The sequence below is a fragment of the Streptomyces sp. NPDC085927 genome (assembly GCF_044540975.1).
GTDB lineage: Bacteria > Actinomycetota > Actinomycetes > Streptomycetales > Streptomycetaceae > Streptomyces > Streptomyces hirsutus.
The window spans coordinates 449,170-466,338 of record NZ_JBITSN010000006.1 but is presented as its reverse complement, the minus strand read 5'-3'; the positions used below and the strand labels follow the sequence as shown (position 1 = coordinate 466,338).

Here is a 17,169-nt window from a genome sequence, read left to right as displayed (position 1 = left end):
CCTCACCTCATTAGGGGGGGGGCGGGGGGGCGCCGCCCCCCCCGGGGGGGGGCCGCGGGGGGGGGGGGGGGGGGGGGGGGGGGGGGGGGCGGCGGCCCCCCCCCCCCCCCCCCACTCCTGTGTTTCGACCGTTACCGACAAGGGGTTGACGTCACAGTGGACCCCCCTTCCGAATCTGAAAAGCAGTAGGTCATAATTGCTTGTGAATGTGAACGCGTTCACAAGCGCGTCCTGTTTTCACCCGGATGTGGGGGACGAACGGGGTCAAGCGGTCGTTGTGACACGGCGATGCAAGGCGATGTAAGGAGTGTGACGTGGACCTGGCTCTGGCGCCGGAGACGCTGGCGCGATGGCAGTTCGGCATTACCACCGTCTACCACTTCCTCTTCGTTCCTCTGACGATCTCGCTGGCCGCTCTCACGGCCGGGCTGGAGACCGCCTGGGTGCGTACCGGGAAGGAGAAGTACCTCAGGGCGACGAAGTTCTGGGGGAAGCTCTTCCTGATCAACATCGCGATGGGTGTGGTCACCGGCATCGTGCAGGAGTTCCAGTTCGGCATGAACTGGTCCGACTACTCGCGGTTCGTCGGTGACGTCTTCGGTGCCCCGCTCGCCTTCGAGGCTCTGGTCGCCTTCTTCTTCGAGTCCACCTTCATCGGCCTGTGGATCTTCGGCTGGGACAAGCTGCCCAAGAAGATCCACCTGGCCTGTATCTGGATGGTCTCCCTCGGCACGCTGCTGTCGGCGTACTTCATCCTGGCGGCCAACTCCTGGATGCAGCACCCGGTCGGCTACCGGATCAACGAGGAGAAGGGCCGGGCGGAACTCACCGACTTCTGGCTGGTGCTCACCCAGAACACCACGCTCAACCAGGTCTTCCACAGTTTCTCGGCGTCCGCGCTGACCGGCGGCGCCTTCATGGTCGGCATCGCCGCCTTCCACCTGATGCGCAAGAAGCACATCTCGGTGATGCGGACGTCGCTCCGGCTCGGCCTGGTCACCATGGCGGTCGGAGGCATGTTCACCGCGATCAGCGGAGACACCCTCGGCAAGGTCATGTACGAACAGCAGCCCATGAAGATGGCCGCCGCCGAAGCCCTGTGGGACGGCGAGAGCCCGGCGCCGTTCTCCGTGTTCGCGTACGGCGACGTCGACAAGGGGCACAACGAGGTCGCCCTGGAGATTCCCGGGCTCCTGTCCTTCCTCGCCCACGGCGACTTCGAGTCGCACGTGCCCGGTATCAACGACACCAATGAGGCCCTGCAGGAACAGTTCGGCCCCGGTGACTACAAGCCCATCGTGCCGGTCGCCTACTGGGGCTTCCGCTGGATGATCGGCTTCGGGATGGCGTCCTTCTCACTCGCCCTGCTGGGGCTCTGGCTGACGAGGAAGAGGTTCCTGCTGCCGGCCGCCCTGCGCACCGGGGAGGACGAGGTGCCGCATCTGGTGTTGTTGAAGAAGCCGCTGGGCGCGAGGCTCAGCAGGCTGTACTGGCTCCTGGCGCTCTGGACCATGGCGTTCCCTCTGATCGCCAACGCCTGGGGATGGATCTTCACCGAGATGGGCCGGCAGCCCTGGGTCGTCTACGGCGTGATGCAGACCCGGCACGCGGTCTCCCCGGGAGTGTCCCAGGCCGAGGTCATCATCTCGATGACCGTCTTCACCCTGCTGTACGCCGTTCTGGCCGTGGTGGAGGTCAAGCTGCTCGCCAAGTACGTCAAGGCGGGTCCGCCCGAGCTCACCGAGGCCGATCTCAACCCGCCCACGAAGCTCGGTGGCGATCTCCGTGACGCCGACAAGCCGATGGCCTTCTCGTACTAGGCCCGAGGGAGCCGCAGAGTCATGGAACTGCACAACGTCTGGTTCGTTCTGATCGCCTTCCTGTGGATCGGCTACTTCTTCCTGGAGGGTTTCGACTTCGGGATCGGGATCCTCACCCGGCTGCTCGCCCGCGACCGCGCCGAGAAGCGGGTGCTGATCAACACCATCGGTCCCGTCTGGGACGGCAACGAGGTCTGGCTGCTGACAGCCGGCGGCGCGACCTTCGCCGCCTTCCCCGAGTGGTACGCCACGCTCTTCTCCGGCTTCTACCTGCCCCTGCTGGTGATCCTGGTCTGCCTGATCATCCGCGGCGTCGCCTTCGAGTACCGGGCCAAGCGGCCGGAGGAGCGCTGGCAACGCAACTGGGAGACGGCGATCTTCTGGACCTCGCTCATCCCCGCGTTCCTCTGGGGCGTGGCGTTCGGCAACATCGTGCGCGGAGTGAAGCTCGACGCCGAGTTCGAGTACGTGGGCAACGTCTGGGACCTGCTCAACCCGTACGCGTTGCTGGGCGGTCTGGTCACGCTGACGCTCTTCACCTTCCACGGTGCCGTGTTCGCCGCACTCAAGACCGTCGGCGACATCCGGGGCCGGGCCCGTCAGACGGCCCTGCGGGTAGGACTGACCACCGCCGTCCTCGCTCTGGTCTTCCTGGGATGGACGCAGATCGAGCGCGGTGACGGCGCGAGCCTGGTCGCGATGGTCGTCGCGGTCGCCGCCCTGGTCGCCGCCCTGGCGGCGAACCAGGCGGGGCGCGAAGGCTGGTCGTTCACTCTGTCCGGCGTCACCATCGTGGCCGCCGTGACGATGCTCTTCCTGACGCTCTTTCCGAACGTCATGCCGTCCACTCTCGATGCGGACTGGAGTCTCACCGTCACCAACGCCTCTTCCAGCGACTACACATTGAAGATCATGACCTGGCTCACGGTCATCGCCGCGCCGCTCGTCATGGTCTACCAGGGCTGGACGTACTGGGTCTTCCGCAAGCGGATCGGCACCCAGCACATAGCCGATCCCGTGCACTGAGGTGTGTTTCACGTGAAACCAATCGACCCGCGACTGCTCCGTTACGCCCGCGCCACACGGCTCTTCCTGGTGGCGGTGGTCGCCCTGGGCGTCATCGGCGCGGTGCTGGTGATCGCTCAGGCCATGCTCATCGCCGAGGTGGTGGTGGGTGCCTTCCAGCACGGCATGACCGTGGCCGACCTCGGCACTCCCCTGGTGCTTCTGGCCTGTGTCGCGGTCGGCCGTGCCCTGGTCGGCTGGCTCACCGAGCTGGCCGCGCACCGGGCGAGCGCGGCAGTCAAGTCGGAGCTGCGGGGCCGGCTGCTGGAGCGGGCGACGGCACTCGGCCCGGGGTGGCTGACCGGGCAGCGGACCGGCTCTCTGGTCGCCCTGGCGACCCGTGGGGTCGATGCCCTCGACGGATACTTCTCCCGTTATCTGCCCCAGCTGGGGCTCTCGGTGGTCGTTCCGGTGGCGGTGCTGGCACGGATCGTCACCGAGGACTGGGTCTCGGCCGCGATCATCGTCGTCACCCTGCCGCTCATCCCGGCCTTCATGATGCTGATCGGCTGGGTCACCCAGTCCCGGATGGACCGGCAGTGGGAGCTGCTGTCCCGGCTGTCCGGCCACTTCCTGGACGTCGTGGCCGGGCTGCCGACGCTGAAGGTGTTCGGACGGGCCAAGGCGCAGGCGGAGTCGATCCGGCGAATCACCGCCGAGTACCGCAGAGCGACCATGCGGACCCTGCGGATCGCCTTCATCTCCTCCTTCGCGCTGGAACTCCTCGCCACTCTCTCGGTGGCACTGGTCGCCGTGACGATCGGCATGCGGCTCGTGTACGGCGACATGGACCTGTACATCGGCCTGCTCATCCTGATTCTCGCCCCCGAGGCGTATCTGCCCCTGCGGCAGGTCGGCACGCAGTACCACGCGGCGGCGGAAGGGCTGGCCGCCGCAGAAGAGATCTTCGAGGTCCTGGAGACACCCGTGCCGGCGCCGGGGACCGAGGCGGTGCCGTCGGGTGCCCTGTCCTTCGAGGGGGTGACCGTCCGCTACCCCGGACGGTCGGCGGACGCCGTGTCGGCCGTGTCCTTCTCCGTCGAACCCGGTGAGACGGTCGCGCTCGTCGGGCCGAGCGGGGCGGGCAAGTCGACACTGCTGAACGTGCTGCTGGGCTTCGTGCGGCCGGCCGAGGGGCGGGTACGGATCGGGGGAGCGGATCTCGCCGGTATCGATCCGGTCCAGTGGCACAGCCAGGTGGCCTGGGTATCGCAGCGGCCGCACTTGTACGCCGGGACGGTCGCCGAGAACGTGCGCCTGGCCCGGCCCGACGCGGACGACGACGCCGTCCGCCGGGCTCTTCGGGACGCGGGCGCCCTGGAGTTCGTGGACGCGCTGCCCGAGGGCACCGGCACGGTACTGGGCGAGGGCGGGACGGGACTGTCCGCGGGTCAGCGGCAACGGCTCGCGCTGGCCCGTGCGTTCCTCGCGGACCGGCCCGTGCTGCTGCTCGACGAGCCGACGGCCGCACTGGACGGTGCCACCGAGGCCGAGGTCGTGGCGGCGGTACGGCGCCTGACGGCCGGCCGGACGGTGCTGCTGGTGGTGCACCGGCCGGCGCTGCTCGCGGTGGCGGACCGCGTGGTGCGACTGACGGAGCCCGCGCCCGGTGACCGGCCGCTGCCCGAGCACGGTGACACCGTCCTCGCTGCCGGCCGGGAACGGGCGGACGTCCAGCCCGCACTCGACTGGGAACGGGTGGAGGAGGCCGGGCCCGCCGACTTCGCGGGCCCGGTGCCGGCCGAGTCGGTCGCGGAGGCCGGAGCGGGGGGCGTGCTGGCCCGCGTCCGTGCCATGTCCGGTGCCCGCCGAGGGCGGCTCACGCTCGCACTGCTGCTCGGCAGCCTCGCGCTGGGCAGCGCCGTGGGCCTCATGGCGACATCCGGGTATCTCATCTCCCGGGCCTCGCAGCAACCGCCCGTGATGTACCTGATGGTCGCCGTCACGGCGACCCGGGCCTTCGGTATCGGACGGGCCGTGTTCCGGTACGCCGAGCGGCTCGTGTCGCACGAAGCGGTCCTGCGGATGCTGGCCGACACCAGGGTCGCGGTGTACCGGCGGCTGGAGCGGCTGGCGCCCGCCGGACTGCGCGGGGTCCGCCGGGGCGATCTGCTCTCCCGGCTGGTCGCCGACGTGGACGAGCTTCAGGACTACTGGCTGCGCTGGCTGCTGCCGGCGGGTGCGGCGGTCGTCGTCTCGGCACTGTCGGTCGGCTTCACGGCCTGGCTGCTTCCCGAGGCCGGTGCCGTCCTCGCGGTCGGGCTGCTCGCGGCAGGTGTGGGTCTGCCCCTGCTCACGGGCGCCGTGGCCCGGCGCGCGGAGCGCAGGCTGGCGCCCGCCCGCGGAGTCCTCGCGACCCGTGCCACCGACCTGCTCACCGGGACCGGGGAACTGACGGTCGCCGGGGCTCTGCCCGCACGGACCGCCGAGGCCCGGCGGGCCGACGGCGTGCTCACCCGGATCGCCTCGCGCGCCGCCACCGCCACCGCCCTCGGCGACGGGCTCACCGCGCTCGTCTCGGGCCTGACCGTCACGGCCGCGGCCCTCGTCGGCGTCCAGGCCGTGGCCGCCGGCCGGCTGGACGGAGTGACGCTGGCCGTCGTCGTCCTCACCCCGCTCGCGGCCTTCGAGGCCGTACTCGGGCTGCCGCTCGCCGTGCAGCACCGGCAGAGGGTACGCAAGAGCGCCGAGCGCGTGTACGAGGTCCTGGACGCCCCGGCGCCCGTACAGGAGCCGGAGCAGCCCCGGCAGGCACCCGCGTCGCCGTTCCCGCTCGTGGTCAAGGGACTCGAGGCCCGGCACGCCGGGCAGGAGCGGGACGCGCTCGCCGGGCTGGACCTGACGCTGGAGCAGGGCCGCAGGACCGCGGTGGTCGGCCCGTCCGGCTCCGGCAAGACGACGCTCGCACAGGTGCTGCTGCGGTTCCTGGACCCGGGCGCCGGTTCGTACACGCTGGCCGGTGTGGACGCGTACGCCCTGGACGGCGACGACGTACGAGGGCTGGTCGGGCTGTGCGCGCAGGACGCCCACCTCTTCGACAGCTCCGTACGCGAGAACCTGCTGCTCGCGAAGCGCGGAGCCACCGAGGAAGAACTGCGCGACGCGCTCGCCCGGGCCCGGCTGCTGGAGTGGGCCGACAGTCTTCCCGAGGGCCTGGACACGCTCGTCGGCGAGCACGGGGCGCGGCTCTCCGGCGGTCAGCGGCAACGCCTGGCACTGGCCAGGGCGCTGCTCGCGGACTTCCCCGTACTGGTGCTGGACGAGCCCGCGGAGCACCTCGACCTGCCGACCGCCGACGCGCTCACCGCCGACCTGCTGGCCGCCACCGAGGGCCGTACGACGCTGCTGATCACCCATCGGCTGGCCGGGCTCGAGGCGGTGGACGAGGTGATCGTGCTGGACGAGGGACGCGTGGTGCAGCGCGGTGCGTACGGAGAACTGGCCGCCGCGGCCGGACCGTTGCGGCGGATGGCGCGACGTGAGGCGGAGTCGGACCGGCTGGTGGAGCTGGTGGAGGCGGGCTGACCGGGCACGACGGGTGCGCGTGACGAGGCGGGCGCGTCCGGGAGGGGCCTGCGTGACGCGAGAATGCTTGACGGGGTGCCAATCCCGATCGGAAGGGCCCCTGTTCGGCGGTATGGCTGGTCCATCCGGGTCGTACGGTCCCCCAGGCGTACGACATGAACAGGACCGTGGCCGGGGCAGGAACCAGGATCGCTGTCATGCGCCTCGCCCGTCGTCATCCGCTGCTCGTCGCCGTCCCGTTGTGCGCGCTCGCCGTGCTCGCCGCCCGGCCCGCCGACGGCGAGGGCGACGGCCCGTACGCTCCGGGCCACGGTCCGGAAGCCGGGGCCAGCGCCCAGGTGGTGCGGCTCTACGAGGAGGCGGCCACGGCGACACTGAAGTACGAGGAGGGCCGGCGCCAGGCCGACCGGCAGCGGACCGAGGTGCGACGGCTGGAGAAACTGCTCGACCGGGAGCGCCAGGAGTCCGAGGCCCTGCGCGATGACCTCGGCCGCATCGCACGGTCCCAGTACCGCAGCGGCGGCGGACTGCCGCTGACCGCGCACATGATTCTCGCGGACGACCCGGAGAAGGTGATGCGTGGTCAGCATGCCTTGTGGAAGGCGAACCTGACCCTCGACAACGCGATCGAGAAGAACGCCCGTGCCGAGGCCCGGCTCGCCCGGAACGAGGCGAAGGCGGAAAAGGCGTGGAAGGCGCTGGAGAAGCGGAACAAGGAACTCGCCGCCCTCAAGAGCGGCATCGAGCAGAAGCTCGAGACGGCGCGGTGGCAGCTACAGGGCCAGGCGGACGCCTCGGTGGCGGCCGGTTCCTGCCGCGGGGCGGTGCGGCTCGATCAGCCGGAGACCGCGTTCACCGAGTCCTGGGTGGTGCCGGTGGAGACCTACGCGCTGTCCGCTTCCTACGGGAGCGGCGGTGCACGCTGGGCAAGCCGGCACACCGGCCAGGACTTCGCGGTGCCGATCGGCACGCCGGTGCGGTCCGTGGGTGTGGGCAAGGTGGTGAAGGTGTCCTGCGGAGGGGCCTTCGGCATCGAGATCGTGGTCGAGCACGCGGGCGGCTACTACACGCAGTACGCCCACCTGGCCGCCGTCACCGTGGACCAGGGCGAACGTGTCTCGCCCGGCCAGTGGATCGGCCAGTCCGGGACCAGCGGAAACTCCACCGGGCCGCACCTGCACTTCGAGGTGCGGGTCACGCCCGAGATGGGCTCGGCAGTGGACCCGATGTCGTGGCTGGCGCAACGGGGGCTGACACTCTGAGCGCGCACCGGGCCCGGTCGGCTCCGCCGTTCACGCCGGATCCACCCGAGGCGGTCGTCTCCCCCGAGGTGGTCGCCCCCCGGGGCGGTCGGCCCACCGGGTGATCGGATCCGGTCACAGCCGTCCGCTCAGCAGCCGTTCGATCACCACGGCCACACCGTCCTCGTTGTTGGCGACCGTGCGCCCCGAAGCGGCGGTGAGGACATCCGGGTGGGCGTTGCCCATCGCGTAGGAACGGCCCGCCCAGGTCAGCATTTCGATGTCGTTGGGCATGTCCCCGAACGCCACGACCTCCTCGTGCGAGATCCCGCGCTCTGCGCAGCACAGGGCGAGGGTGCTGGCCTTCGACACGTCGGGACCGCTGATCTCCAGCAGGGCGCTGGGGCTGGAACGGGTGACGTTGGCGCGGGTGCCGATGGCCAGCCGGGCCAGGGTGAGGAAGGCGTCGGGGTCGAGCTCCGGGTGGTGGGCGAGGATCTTGAGCACCGGCTCGTCGGAGGCGGGGCCGCCCGGCGCCAGCAGTTCCTCGGCCGGGGCGCGGACGTCCGGTATCTCCATGTGCAGCTTCGGATACGCCGGCTCCTGGTTGAAGCCGTAGGTCTGCTCGACGGCGTACACCGTGCCGGGCGCCGCCTCACGCAGCAGTCGCACCGCGTCCAGCGCGTTCTGCCGGGCCAGCTCGCGCACCTTCACGAAACGGTGGGCACCGGCACCGCCGTGCAGGTCGACGACGGCGGCGCCGTTCCCGCAGATGGCGAGCCCATGGCCGTGGACGTGGTCGCTGACGACGTCCATCCAGCGGGCCGGGCGGCCGGTGACGAAGAAGACCTCGATGCCCGCCTCCTCGGCGGCGGCCAGCGCGGCGACCGTGCGGGGGGACACCGACTTGTCGTCGCGCAGCAGGGTGCCGTCGAGGTCGGTGGCGATGAGCCGCGGCGGGGTGACAGGGCTGTCCCCCCGCTCGAGCGAGGTCGAGAACTGGGGGGAGCCCGGGGTCTCGGGCTGTGCGGTCGCTGAGGTCACCCCGCCATTGTCCCGTATGAGCCCGCACGACCGTGCGGCACTCCGCACATGTGAGGGGTTACCGCTCTCGGTGAGCTGCCGAAACGGTTGAGGCGGCCCAGGCTGCGGCAGTGGCGGGGCGGTGAGGATCGGCTACGGGCATCGATCCGGCTCGCCGCCCGCCCGCCCGCTCAGCCCAGCTGGGCCGGCGCCTCCATGGCGATCCGCTCGAAGATCTTCTGGTCCGCCGCGAAGTCCGAGTCGGGGATGGGCCAGTGGACCACGATCTCGGTGAAGCCCAGCTCCACATGGCGGCCCGCGAAGTCGACGAACGCGTCCAGGGACTCCAGCGGGCGCCCCCGGTCCGGGGTGAAGCCCGTGAGCAGGATCTTGTCCAGCTCGGCCGTGCTCCGCCCGATCTCGGCACAGGCATCGGCCAGCTTCTCCATCTGGCCGCGAAGGGCGTGCACCGACTGTCCGGGTGTGCCGTTCTCGTACAGCCTGGGGTCACCCGTGGTCACCCACGCCTGCCCGTGCCGGGCGGCGAGCCGCAGCCCGCGCGGCCCGGTGGCGGCCACGGCGAACGGCAGCCGGGGCCGCTGCACACATCCCGGGATGCCGCGGGCCTCGTGCGCCGCGTAGAAGTCGCCCTCGTACGACACGGAGTCCTCGGTGAGCAGCCGGTCGAGCAGCGGTACGAACTCGGCGAAGCGGTCCGCCCGCTGGCGCGGGGTCCACGGCTCCTGGCCGAGCGCGGTGGCGTCGAAACCGGAGCCGCCCGCGCCGATGCCGAGGGTGACGCGTCCGCCCGAGATGTCGTCGAGAGAGATCAGTTCCTTGGCCAGGGTCACCGGGTGCCGGAAGTTCGGCGAGGTGACGAGCGTGCCGAGCCGGAGTCGTTCGGTGGCCGTCGCGGCGGCGGTGAGCGTGGGTACCGCGCCGAACCAGGGGCCGTCCCGGAAGGTCCGCCAGGACAGGTGGTCGTAGATGTAGGCGGCGTGGAAGCCCAGCTCCTCGGCGCGTCGCCACTTGTCGTGGCCACCCTCGCGCCAGCGGTCGATCGGCAGGATCACAGTGCTCAGTCGCATGGGGACGACCCTACGAGAGACCGAGCAGGTGCTGCATCGACTGCGCGGCGCGGACGGCGGCGTCACCGCAGCAGTTGTTGAACAGGACGTGGACCTCCCGCGCCTGCTCGGCCATCTCGCGGACGCGCGGTGTCCACTCGGAGAGTTCTTCGGGCGTGTACGAGTGGCGGAACCTCTCTTCCTTGGTGCCGGTCCCCCACGCGCTGTTGCGACCGTGGAAGCGCACCAGGGCGAGTTCCGGGGTGGTGACCCGTACGACAGGTGGTACGGAAGCGGGAAGCGTCTGCACCATGTCCACGGCCACGGCAGCCGTGTCCAGCTCCGTCAGCAGGGCGGTCGTCGCATCGACGTGCTCCTCGTGCCACCAGCCGGGGTGCCGGAACTCCACGGCCATCGGCCATCCCGCGGCACGCTCACGGCACCGGCGCAGGAACTCCACCGCGGGCCTCCCCGGTGCGAGCCGGTGCGGGAACTGGAAAACCAGCGTCCCCAGACGGCCGGATGCGCGCAGTGGTTCGAGGGCCGCGCTGTACCGGGCCCACACATCGTCGAGCAGTCCGGGGTCGGTGCCTGCCCGCCCCCGCTGCCGTGCGAGGGCCGGGCGCAGTTCGGCGGGCAGCGCTTCCGGCCGTGTCGGATGCCCGGTGAACAGGGAGAACGCCTTCACGTCGAACCGGAATCCCTCAGGGGTGCGGTCGGCCCACAGAAGGCTGTTACGGGTGCTGGGCAGCCCGTAATAGGTGGAGTCCACCTCTGCCACCGGGAACTGTGTGGCGTAGTGCCGCAGTCTGCCCTCCGCGTCGCGCCGGCCTGTCGGATACCAGCCGCTGGACACCAGCGCCTTGTCCGTCCACGAGCAGGTTCCGACCCGGATCTTTCCCATCCCGCCAGTCTTCCCCGGGCGCGGTGACGGATTCGTCCGGCACGTGAGGTCATCCGCCCGGCGGTCCGCAACAGGCTCTGGTGGTTCCGCCGGAGCCGCCGGTCAGGGTCGGAAGGGCGCCGGACTGCGGACCGTCCCGGAAGGGGCGCCACGACGGGTGACCACGGGTGTATCCCGTGTGGAAGCCGAGCTCCTCGGTGCGCTTCCAGGCCGAACGGCTGCCCTCGTTCCGGCGGCGGTACGGGAGGATCACGGCGCTCAGGCGCAGCCTCATGCCGGGGAGCCCGGGTTCTGACGGTGCCCGACGGTGCCCAGGTGTTTCACGTGAAACAGTCGCCACATATCCAACGATCACCGCACACGCGCACTCAGCCAAGGCGTGAAGACGATCATGGGGATGAATTCCTTGTGCGTCCGGTCGCCGGGCAGCGGCACGATCAGGAAGCGGCCCGGGGGGAAGCGCCGGGTTCGCACATGGGCGAGGCCGTCGAAGACGGAGCGGAGGAAGGCGGGCACTTCGTCGCGGGGGATGTCGGGGCACTCCACGCCCTCCACGTCGATCAGGGCGTCGTCCTCGGGATAGAGCCGCACGCTGACCCGGGGCAGGCCGCCGAACTCGACGTAGGCCTCATGAGGGAGGGAGCCGTCCGGGTCGGTGGTCACGCCCACGCCCGCCGCGGTGCGGCGTGACGTCTGGTCGGCGCCGATGTCATGGGTGACCTCGACCTCGCGCCCGTATGCGTCCGCGAGCGTCCGGAGGGCGGTGACGGCGGCCTCGGTGGTGGGCAGATGGTCCATACCGCTGATCATGCGGTGCCGTCGGCTGCCGGGAAACCGCTGCGTCAGTGGCTCTCGGGGAACCGCAGATATCCGGGGGGCACGGTGCCGGTCAGCCACACGCCGTTCGCGCTCACCCGGAAGACATGGCCGTCGCGGTGCATGGCGGCCGAGTTTACGGAGAGCACCACGGGACGGCCCCTGCGGGCACCCACGCGGGTCGCCGTCGCGCGGTCGGCGGAGAGGTGCACGTCGTGCCGGTCCATGGGCAGCAGCCCCTCGGCGCGGATGGCGGCCAGGTGACGGGCGACGGTGCCGTGGAAGAGATACGGCGGCGGGGTGGCCGGCGGCAGTCCGAGGTCGATCTCGATGCTGTGCCCCTGGCTGGCGCGGATCCGGGTGTCCTCGATCGCGAAGCGCTGCTTGTCGTTGGCGGCGACGACGTGGTCCAGTTCCGCCCGGGTGAACCGGAAGCCGTGTGCGGCCGCCGCGGAGATCAGTGTGTCGATCTCGACCCAGCCGGCCTCGTCGAGGGTGAGCCCGATGGCCTCGGGCTGATGGCGCAGATGTCTGGCCATGTACTTCGACACCTTCACGGTGCGTCTTTCGTCCATCCGCTCAGCCTGCCGTGAGAGACGCGAATCACGCGATTGATTTTGCCCAGGATGTTTGATCCACAGCAAAGTCTGTTTATCCACAGCGGAGTCGGCCTGCCCTGTGGACAACCGTACCGGCGGCTCCCGAACGGCCCCGTCCCACCGGCCACCAGCCGCCGGCCGCCGACCGACGCGGGCCCGGGCTTCGGGCCGGCCCTCGCCACGGCCTCACCCAGGGGCCCCGCACCGGAGGTCTCACACCGGTGGCTTCACCCGGGCGATCCTGCGCAGCGCCCTCGGCATCCACCGCGCCAACACGTACGCGCCGCGTGCCTCCGGGCTCACCGGTACCACCGCCTCGTCCCGCACCACCGCGCGCAGAATCGCGGCGGCGACCTTCTCCGGAGGACAGTCGCGCAGCCCGTAGAGGCGGGCCGCCCGCTGCCTGTGGCGCTGTTCCTCCCCGGCCTCCGCACCCGCGAAGCGCGCGCCGGAGGTGATGCCGGTGTTGACGATGCCGGGGCAGACCGCCGTCACGCCGACCCCCTGCCCGGAGAGTTCCGCGCGCAGGCACTCGCTGAGCATCAGCACCGCCGCCTTGGAAGTGCTGTAGGCGGGCAGTGCCCGGGACGGCCGGTACGCCGCGGCGGACGCCACGTTCACGATGTGACCGCCCTGCCCGCGCCCGGCCATCCGCGCTCCGAAGAGCCGGCAACCGTGGATCACGCCCCACAGATTGACGTCGAGAACCCGTTTCCAGTCCTCCGGGGTGGTCTCGAAGAAGGAGCCGCCCAGGCCGACACCCGCGTTGTTCACCAGGACGTCCACCACGCCGTGTTCCGCGGTGGTCTCCTCGGCGAGTTTTTCCATGGCCTGCGCGTCGGAGACGTCGGCGGTCCTGGCCCAGGCCGCCGACGCTCCGGCCGAACGGGCCTCCTCGGCGGTGCGGACCGCCGCCTCCGTGTCCCGGTCGACGGCCACTACGCGCGCGCCCGCCTCGGCGAAAGCGAGCGCCGTCGCCCGTCCGATGCCGTTGCCCGCCCCGGTGACCAGGACGAGTTGCCCGCCGAACCGGTCCGCGTACCGGCCCGGGGCGGTGACCTCCGTCCGGCCGGCCTCCACGGAGGTCACGAACTCGGTGATCCAGGTCGTGAGCTGGTCCGGGCGGGTCCGCGGGACCCAGTGCTTCGCCGGGAGCGTCCGACGGGTCAGCCGCGGTGCCCACAGCTCGAGATCGTCGTAGAGCCGCTCCGACAGGAACGCGTCCCCCAGCGGCGTGACGAGCTGTACGGGCGCGTGCGCGTAGGCGTCCGTGCGGGGGCGGCGCAGCCGGGACCGGACGTTGTCCCGGTAGAGCCATGCCCCGTGCGCCGCGTCCGACGGCAGGGACGAGGTCGGATAGTCCCCGTCATCTGTGCGGGGGACGTTCTCGAACCGCTTCAGGATGTCCGGCCAGCGCTTGCCGAGAGGGCCGCGCCAGGCCAGTTCGGGCAGCACCGGTGTGTGCAGCAGGTACACGTACCAGGACTTGGCGCCCTGGCCGAGCAACTGGCCGACCCGGCGCGGGGTGGGCCGCCGCAGCCGGCGGTCGATCCAGTGACCGAAGTGGTCGAGCGACGGGCCGGACATCGAGGTGAACGAGGCGATCCGCCCCTCGCCGCGCCCGACGGTGACGAACTCCCAGGCCTGCACCGAACCCCAGTCGTGCCCCACCAGATGTACCGGTTCGTCCGGGCTGACCGCGTCCGCGACGGCCAGGAAGTCGTCGGTCAGCTTCTCGAGGGTGAAACCGCCCCGCAGCGGACGCGGCGCGGTGGACCGCCCGTGGCCGCGGACGTCGTACGCCACGACGTGGAAACGCTCCGCGAGGCGCGGTGCGACCTCGGACCACACCTCCTTGCTGTCGGGGTAGCCGTGCACCAGGACGATCGTCGGCCGCCCGGGGTCGCCCAGCTCCGCCACGCACAGCTCGACGCCACCCGTACGTACCCGGCGCTCACGCGCGCCCCGCAGCACCGTTCCGGACAAGCCCGTCACTCTCCCTCCGCTCCGTACCGCCGACCTCGCCCCGCGTCCGCACCCGCTTGCTGTGCCACATGTCCGTACCGGAGGCTGCGCTCCGTGTCCGCAGCGTGACACCGGCGAATCTGGCAGCTCACCGGAGGCCGGGTCAATAGGTGACTCCTGGCCGCGGGCAGCTCCCCGAGGGGAGGATCCCCTACGGGCCCGTACAACCAGAGGGGGATGCCAAGACGGCTCTCCGGGCTGACGACCGGCGTGGCGCGGGTCACTAACGTCGGGGACGTGACTGTGATCGCGACCGAAAGCCTGAGCAAGCGGTTCCCCAGGGTGACCGCGCTTGACCGGCTCTCCATGGACGTCGGGCCCGGTGTGACCGGACTCGTCGGGGCCAATGGAGCCGGCAAGTCCACATTGATCAAGATCCTTCTGGGTCTTTCCCCCGCCACGGAGGGCCGCGCCGAAGTGCTCGGCCTCGACGTCGCGACCGAGGGCGCCGCCATCCGGGAGCGGGTCGGCTACATGCCGGAACACGACTGCCTGCCGCCGGACGTCTCGGCCACCGAGTTCGTGGTCCACATGGCCCGCATGTCCGGCCTGCCGCCCACCGCCGCGCGGGAGCGCACCGCGGACACCCTGCGCCATGTCGGCCTGTACGAGGAGCGCTACCGCCCCATGGGCGGTTACTCGACCGGCATGAAGCAGCGCGTGAAGCTCGCGCAGGCCCTGGTGCACGACCCGGACCTGGTCTTCCTGGACGAGCCGACCAACGGCCTCGACCCCGTCGGCCGCGACGAGATGCTCGGCCTGATCCGTCGCATCCACACCGACTTCGGCATCTCGGTCCTGGTCACCTCACACCTTCTGGGCGAGCTCGAGCGCACCTGCGACCACGTCGTCGTCGTCGACGGCGGCAAGCTGCTGCGCTCCAGCTCCACCACGGACTTCACGCAGAACACCACGACCCTCGCGATCGAGGTCACCGACACCGACGAGCACCCCGACGGCACCCGCGCGGTGCGCGACGCGCTCCACGCGCGCGGGGTGTCCGTCCAGGACGGCAGCGGACTGCCGGGCTCCGGACACATCCTCCTGCTCACCGCCCAGGGCGAGGAGACCTATGACCTGGTGCGGGACGTGATCGCCGACCTCGGACTCGGCCTGGTGCGCATGGAACAGCGCCGCCACCACATCTCCGAGGTCTTCACGAACGACACGGACACCGGCGCGGGCACGGACGCGGGTACAGGTACGGACACCGGGGCCGGCCACGGCAACGGCGAGCAGCGGAAGGAGGCGGTCGGCCATGGCGGTTGAGCAGCCCCTGCGGACACCCGCACCGGCGTCGGGTGACCAGACCCGGATCCACAACATCGGCTACCGCTCCTACGAGGGCCCCCGCCTCGGCCGCTCCTACGCCAGGCTCTCGCTGTACTCGCAGTCCCTGCGCGGCTCCTACGGCCTCGGCCGCTCGGCGAAGTCCAAGGTGCTGCCGATGCTGCTGTTCGTGGTGATGTGCATCCCCGCCGCCATCATGGTGGCCGTCGCCGTGGCCACCAAGACGAACGAACTGCCCGTCGACTACACCCGCTACGCGATCATCATGCAGGCCGTGATCAGCCTGTACATCGCCTCGCAGGCACCTCAGTCCGTCTCGCGCGACCTGCGCTTCAAGACCGTGCCGCTGTACTTCTCGCGGCCCATCGAGACCGCCGACTACGTACGCGCCAAGTTCGCGGCCCTGACCTCGGCCCTCTTCATCCTGACGGCCACTCCCCTGCTGGTGCTCTATGTGGGCGCGCTGCTGGCCGAACTCGACTTCACCGACCAGACCAAGGGGTTCGCGCAAGGACTCGTCTCGGTGGCACTGCTCTCCCTGCTCTTCGCCGGCATCAGCCTGGTCATCGCGGCGGTCACCCCGCGTCGCGGCTTCGGCATCGCCGCCGTGATCGCCGTGCTGACCATCTCCTACGGCGCGGTCTCCACCCTCCAGGCGATCGCGCACGTCCAGGACAGCTCCCAGGCGATCGCCTGGATCGGCCTGTTCTCGCCGGTCACCCTCATCGACGGTGTGCAGTCCGCCTTCCTGGGCGCGAGCACCACCTTCCCCGGCGGAGTGGGACCGTCGAACGGCGAGGGCGTGGTGTACGTCCTCATCACCCTCGGCCTGATCGCGGCCTGCTACGGCCTTCTGACGCGCCGCTACCGGAAGGTGGGCCTGTGACCACGCTCTCCATCGACCACGTCTCCCGCTGGTTCGGCAACGTGGTCGCCGTCAACGACATCACCATGACCATCGGTCCCGGTGTCACCGGCCTCCTCGGCCCCAACGGTGCCGGAAAGTCCACCCTCATCAACATGATGGGCGGCTTCCTCGCCCCCTCCACCGGCACCGTCACCCTCGACGGCCAGACCGTGTGGCGCAACGAAAAGATCTACCGGCAGATCGGCATCGTCCCCGAGCGCGAGGGGATGTACGACTTCCTCACCGGCCGTGAGTTCGTCGTCGCCAACGCCGAACTGCACGGACTGGGCGCCAAGGCGGCCCAGCAGGCCCTGGCGACGGTCGAGATGGAGTACGCGCAGGACCGCAAGATCGCCACGTACTCCAAGGGCATGCGGCAGCGCGTGAAGATGGCCTCCGCGCTGGTCCACGAGCCGTCCCTGCTCCTGCTGGACGAACCGTTCAACGGCATGGACCCGCGCCAGCGCATGCAGTTGATGGACCTGCTGCGGCGGATGGGTGACGAGGGCCGCACCGTGCTGTTCTCGTCCCACATCCTCGAAGAGGTCGAGCAGCTCGCCTGGCACATCGAGGTCGTCGTCGCGGGCCGGCACGCGGCCAGCGGCGACTTCCGCAAGATCCGCCGCCTGATGACGGACCGCCCGCACCGCTACCTGGTGCGCTCCAGCGACGACCGCGCCCTCGCGGCCGCGCTGATCGCCGATCCGTCCACGTCCGGCATCGAGGTCGACCACAGCGAGGGCGTCCTGCGCATCCAGGCCGTCGACTTCGCCCGCTTCACGTCCCTGCTGCCCAGGGTCGCGAAGGAACACGGCATCCGCCTGCTCACGGTCTCGCCGTCCGACGAGTCCCTCGAGTCCGTCTTCTCGTATCTCGTCGCGGCGTAG

Annotated in this window: 13 protein-coding genes and 1 pseudogene; 7 read left to right on the top strand and 7 right to left on the bottom strand. The window is 70.7% G+C overall.

Translation table 11 applies throughout. From position 1 onward, the window contains the following. Positions 1–314: 314 nt before the first annotated feature. The 4 genes from ACIF80_RS19430 to ACIF80_RS19415 all read left to right on the top strand — a co-directional run bounded on the left by ACIF80_RS19430 (position 315) and on the right by ACIF80_RS19415 (position 7,672). Positions 315–1,820 (top strand): cytochrome ubiquinol oxidase subunit I, encoded by a 1,506-nt coding sequence (locus tag ACIF80_RS19430; RefSeq protein ID WP_399806054.1) that lies wholly within the window; start codon positions 315–317, stop codon positions 1,818–1,820. 21 nt (positions 1,821–1,841) lie between these two features. After that, positions 1,842–2,846, top strand: a complete 1,005-nt coding sequence (cydB, locus tag ACIF80_RS19425) for a cytochrome d ubiquinol oxidase subunit II (protein WP_399806052.1) — start codon at positions 1,842–1,844, stop codon at positions 2,844–2,846. 12 nt (positions 2,847–2,858) lie between these two features. Continuing rightward, on the top strand, positions 2,859–6,410 hold the full coding sequence (gene cydD, locus ACIF80_RS19420) for a thiol reductant ABC exporter subunit CydD (protein ID WP_399806050.1): 3,552 nt from the start codon (positions 2,859–2,861) through the stop codon (positions 6,408–6,410). Positions 6,411–6,607: 197 nt separating this feature from the next. Next, positions 6,608–7,672, top strand: coding sequence for a peptidoglycan DD-metalloendopeptidase family protein (locus ACIF80_RS19415; RefSeq protein ID WP_399806149.1), 1,065 nt, complete (start codon positions 6,608–6,610; stop codon positions 7,670–7,672). Between the two features lie 114 nt (positions 7,673–7,786). On the opposite strand, the gene ACIF80_RS19410 is transcribed toward ACIF80_RS19415, so the two are convergent. The 7 genes and pseudogenes from ACIF80_RS19410 to ACIF80_RS19380 all read right to left on the bottom strand — a co-directional run bounded on the left by ACIF80_RS19410 (position 7,787) and on the right by ACIF80_RS19380 (position 14,046). After that, positions 7,787–8,695 carry an HAD family hydrolase gene (locus ACIF80_RS19410; RefSeq protein ID WP_399806048.1) on the bottom strand — a complete coding sequence of 303 codons (909 nt, stop codon included), beginning with the start codon at positions 8,693–8,695 and terminating at the stop codon, positions 7,787–7,789. Positions 8,696–8,865: 170 nt separating this feature from the next. Continuing rightward, complete coding sequence (locus ACIF80_RS19405; protein WP_399806046.1) at positions 8,866–9,762, bottom strand: LLM class flavin-dependent oxidoreductase; 897 nt, start codon at positions 9,760–9,762, stop codon at positions 8,866–8,868. Between the two features lie 10 nt (positions 9,763–9,772). Next, positions 9,773–10,645, bottom strand: coding sequence for a DUF72 domain-containing protein (locus ACIF80_RS19400; RefSeq protein WP_399806044.1), 873 nt, complete (start codon positions 10,643–10,645; stop codon positions 9,773–9,775). 64 nt (positions 10,646–10,709) lie between these two features. Then, positions 10,710–10,919 (bottom strand): annotated as a pseudogene (locus ACIF80_RS19395) (LLM class flavin-dependent oxidoreductase); the annotation flags it as partial. A gap of 77 nt (positions 10,920–10,996) precedes the next feature. Next, positions 10,997–11,455, bottom strand: coding sequence for a hypothetical protein (locus ACIF80_RS19390; protein WP_399806042.1), 459 nt, complete (start codon positions 11,453–11,455; stop codon positions 10,997–10,999). Between the two features lie 32 nt (positions 11,456–11,487). After that, positions 11,488–12,036 (bottom strand): RNA 2'-phosphotransferase, encoded by a 549-nt coding sequence (locus ACIF80_RS19385; protein ID WP_399806041.1) that lies wholly within the window; start codon positions 12,034–12,036, stop codon positions 11,488–11,490. Positions 12,037–12,273: 237 nt separating this feature from the next. After that, the gene (locus tag ACIF80_RS19380; protein WP_399806039.1) at positions 12,274–14,046 is read right to left on the bottom strand and encodes an SDR family oxidoreductase; all 1,773 of its coding nucleotides are present in this window, start codon (positions 14,044–14,046) and stop codon (positions 12,274–12,276) included. Between the two features lie 282 nt (positions 14,047–14,328). On the opposite strand from ACIF80_RS19380, the gene ACIF80_RS19375 reads away from it, so the two are divergent. From ACIF80_RS19375 to ACIF80_RS19365, 3 genes are read left to right on the top strand one after another with little or no spacing between them, the layout of a single operon-like run. Continuing rightward, entirely contained in the window at positions 14,329–15,354 is a 1,026-nt protein-coding gene (locus tag ACIF80_RS19375; protein ID WP_399806147.1) for an ABC transporter ATP-binding protein, read from the top strand. Next, the gene (locus ACIF80_RS19370; protein WP_399806037.1) at positions 15,344–16,261 is read left to right on the top strand and encodes an ABC transporter permease; all 918 of its coding nucleotides are present in this window, start codon (positions 15,344–15,346) and stop codon (positions 16,259–16,261) included. Before ACIF80_RS19375 ends, ACIF80_RS19370 begins: the two co-directional genes overlap by 11 nt. Then, positions 16,258–17,169, top strand: a complete 912-nt coding sequence (locus tag ACIF80_RS19365) for an ABC transporter ATP-binding protein (protein ID WP_399806035.1) — start codon at positions 16,258–16,260, stop codon at positions 17,167–17,169. Before ACIF80_RS19370 ends, ACIF80_RS19365 begins: the two co-directional genes overlap by 4 nt.

Coding starts and splice junctions, on each gene's coding strand:
- ACIF80_RS19390 (WP_399806042.1), bottom strand. CDS start 11,455: ATGATCAGCGGTATGGACCATCTGCCCACCACCGAGGCCGCCGTCACC.
- ACIF80_RS19370 (WP_399806037.1), top strand. CDS start 15,344: ATGGCGGTTGAGCAGCCCCTGCGGACACCCGCACCGGCGTCGGGTGAC.
- ACIF80_RS19400 (WP_399806044.1), bottom strand. CDS start 10,645: ATGGGAAAGATCCGGGTCGGAACCTGCTCGTGGACGGACAAGGCGCTG.
- ACIF80_RS19405 (WP_399806046.1), bottom strand. CDS start 9,762: ATGCGACTGAGCACTGTGATCCTGCCGATCGACCGCTGGCGCGAGGGT.
- ACIF80_RS19415 (WP_399806149.1), top strand. CDS start 6,608: ATGCGCCTCGCCCGTCGTCATCCGCTGCTCGTCGCCGTCCCGTTGTGC.
- cydB (WP_399806052.1), top strand. CDS start 1,842: ATGGAACTGCACAACGTCTGGTTCGTTCTGATCGCCTTCCTGTGGATC.
- ACIF80_RS19385 (WP_399806041.1), bottom strand. CDS start 12,036: ATGGACGAAAGACGCACCGTGAAGGTGTCGAAGTACATGGCCAGACAT.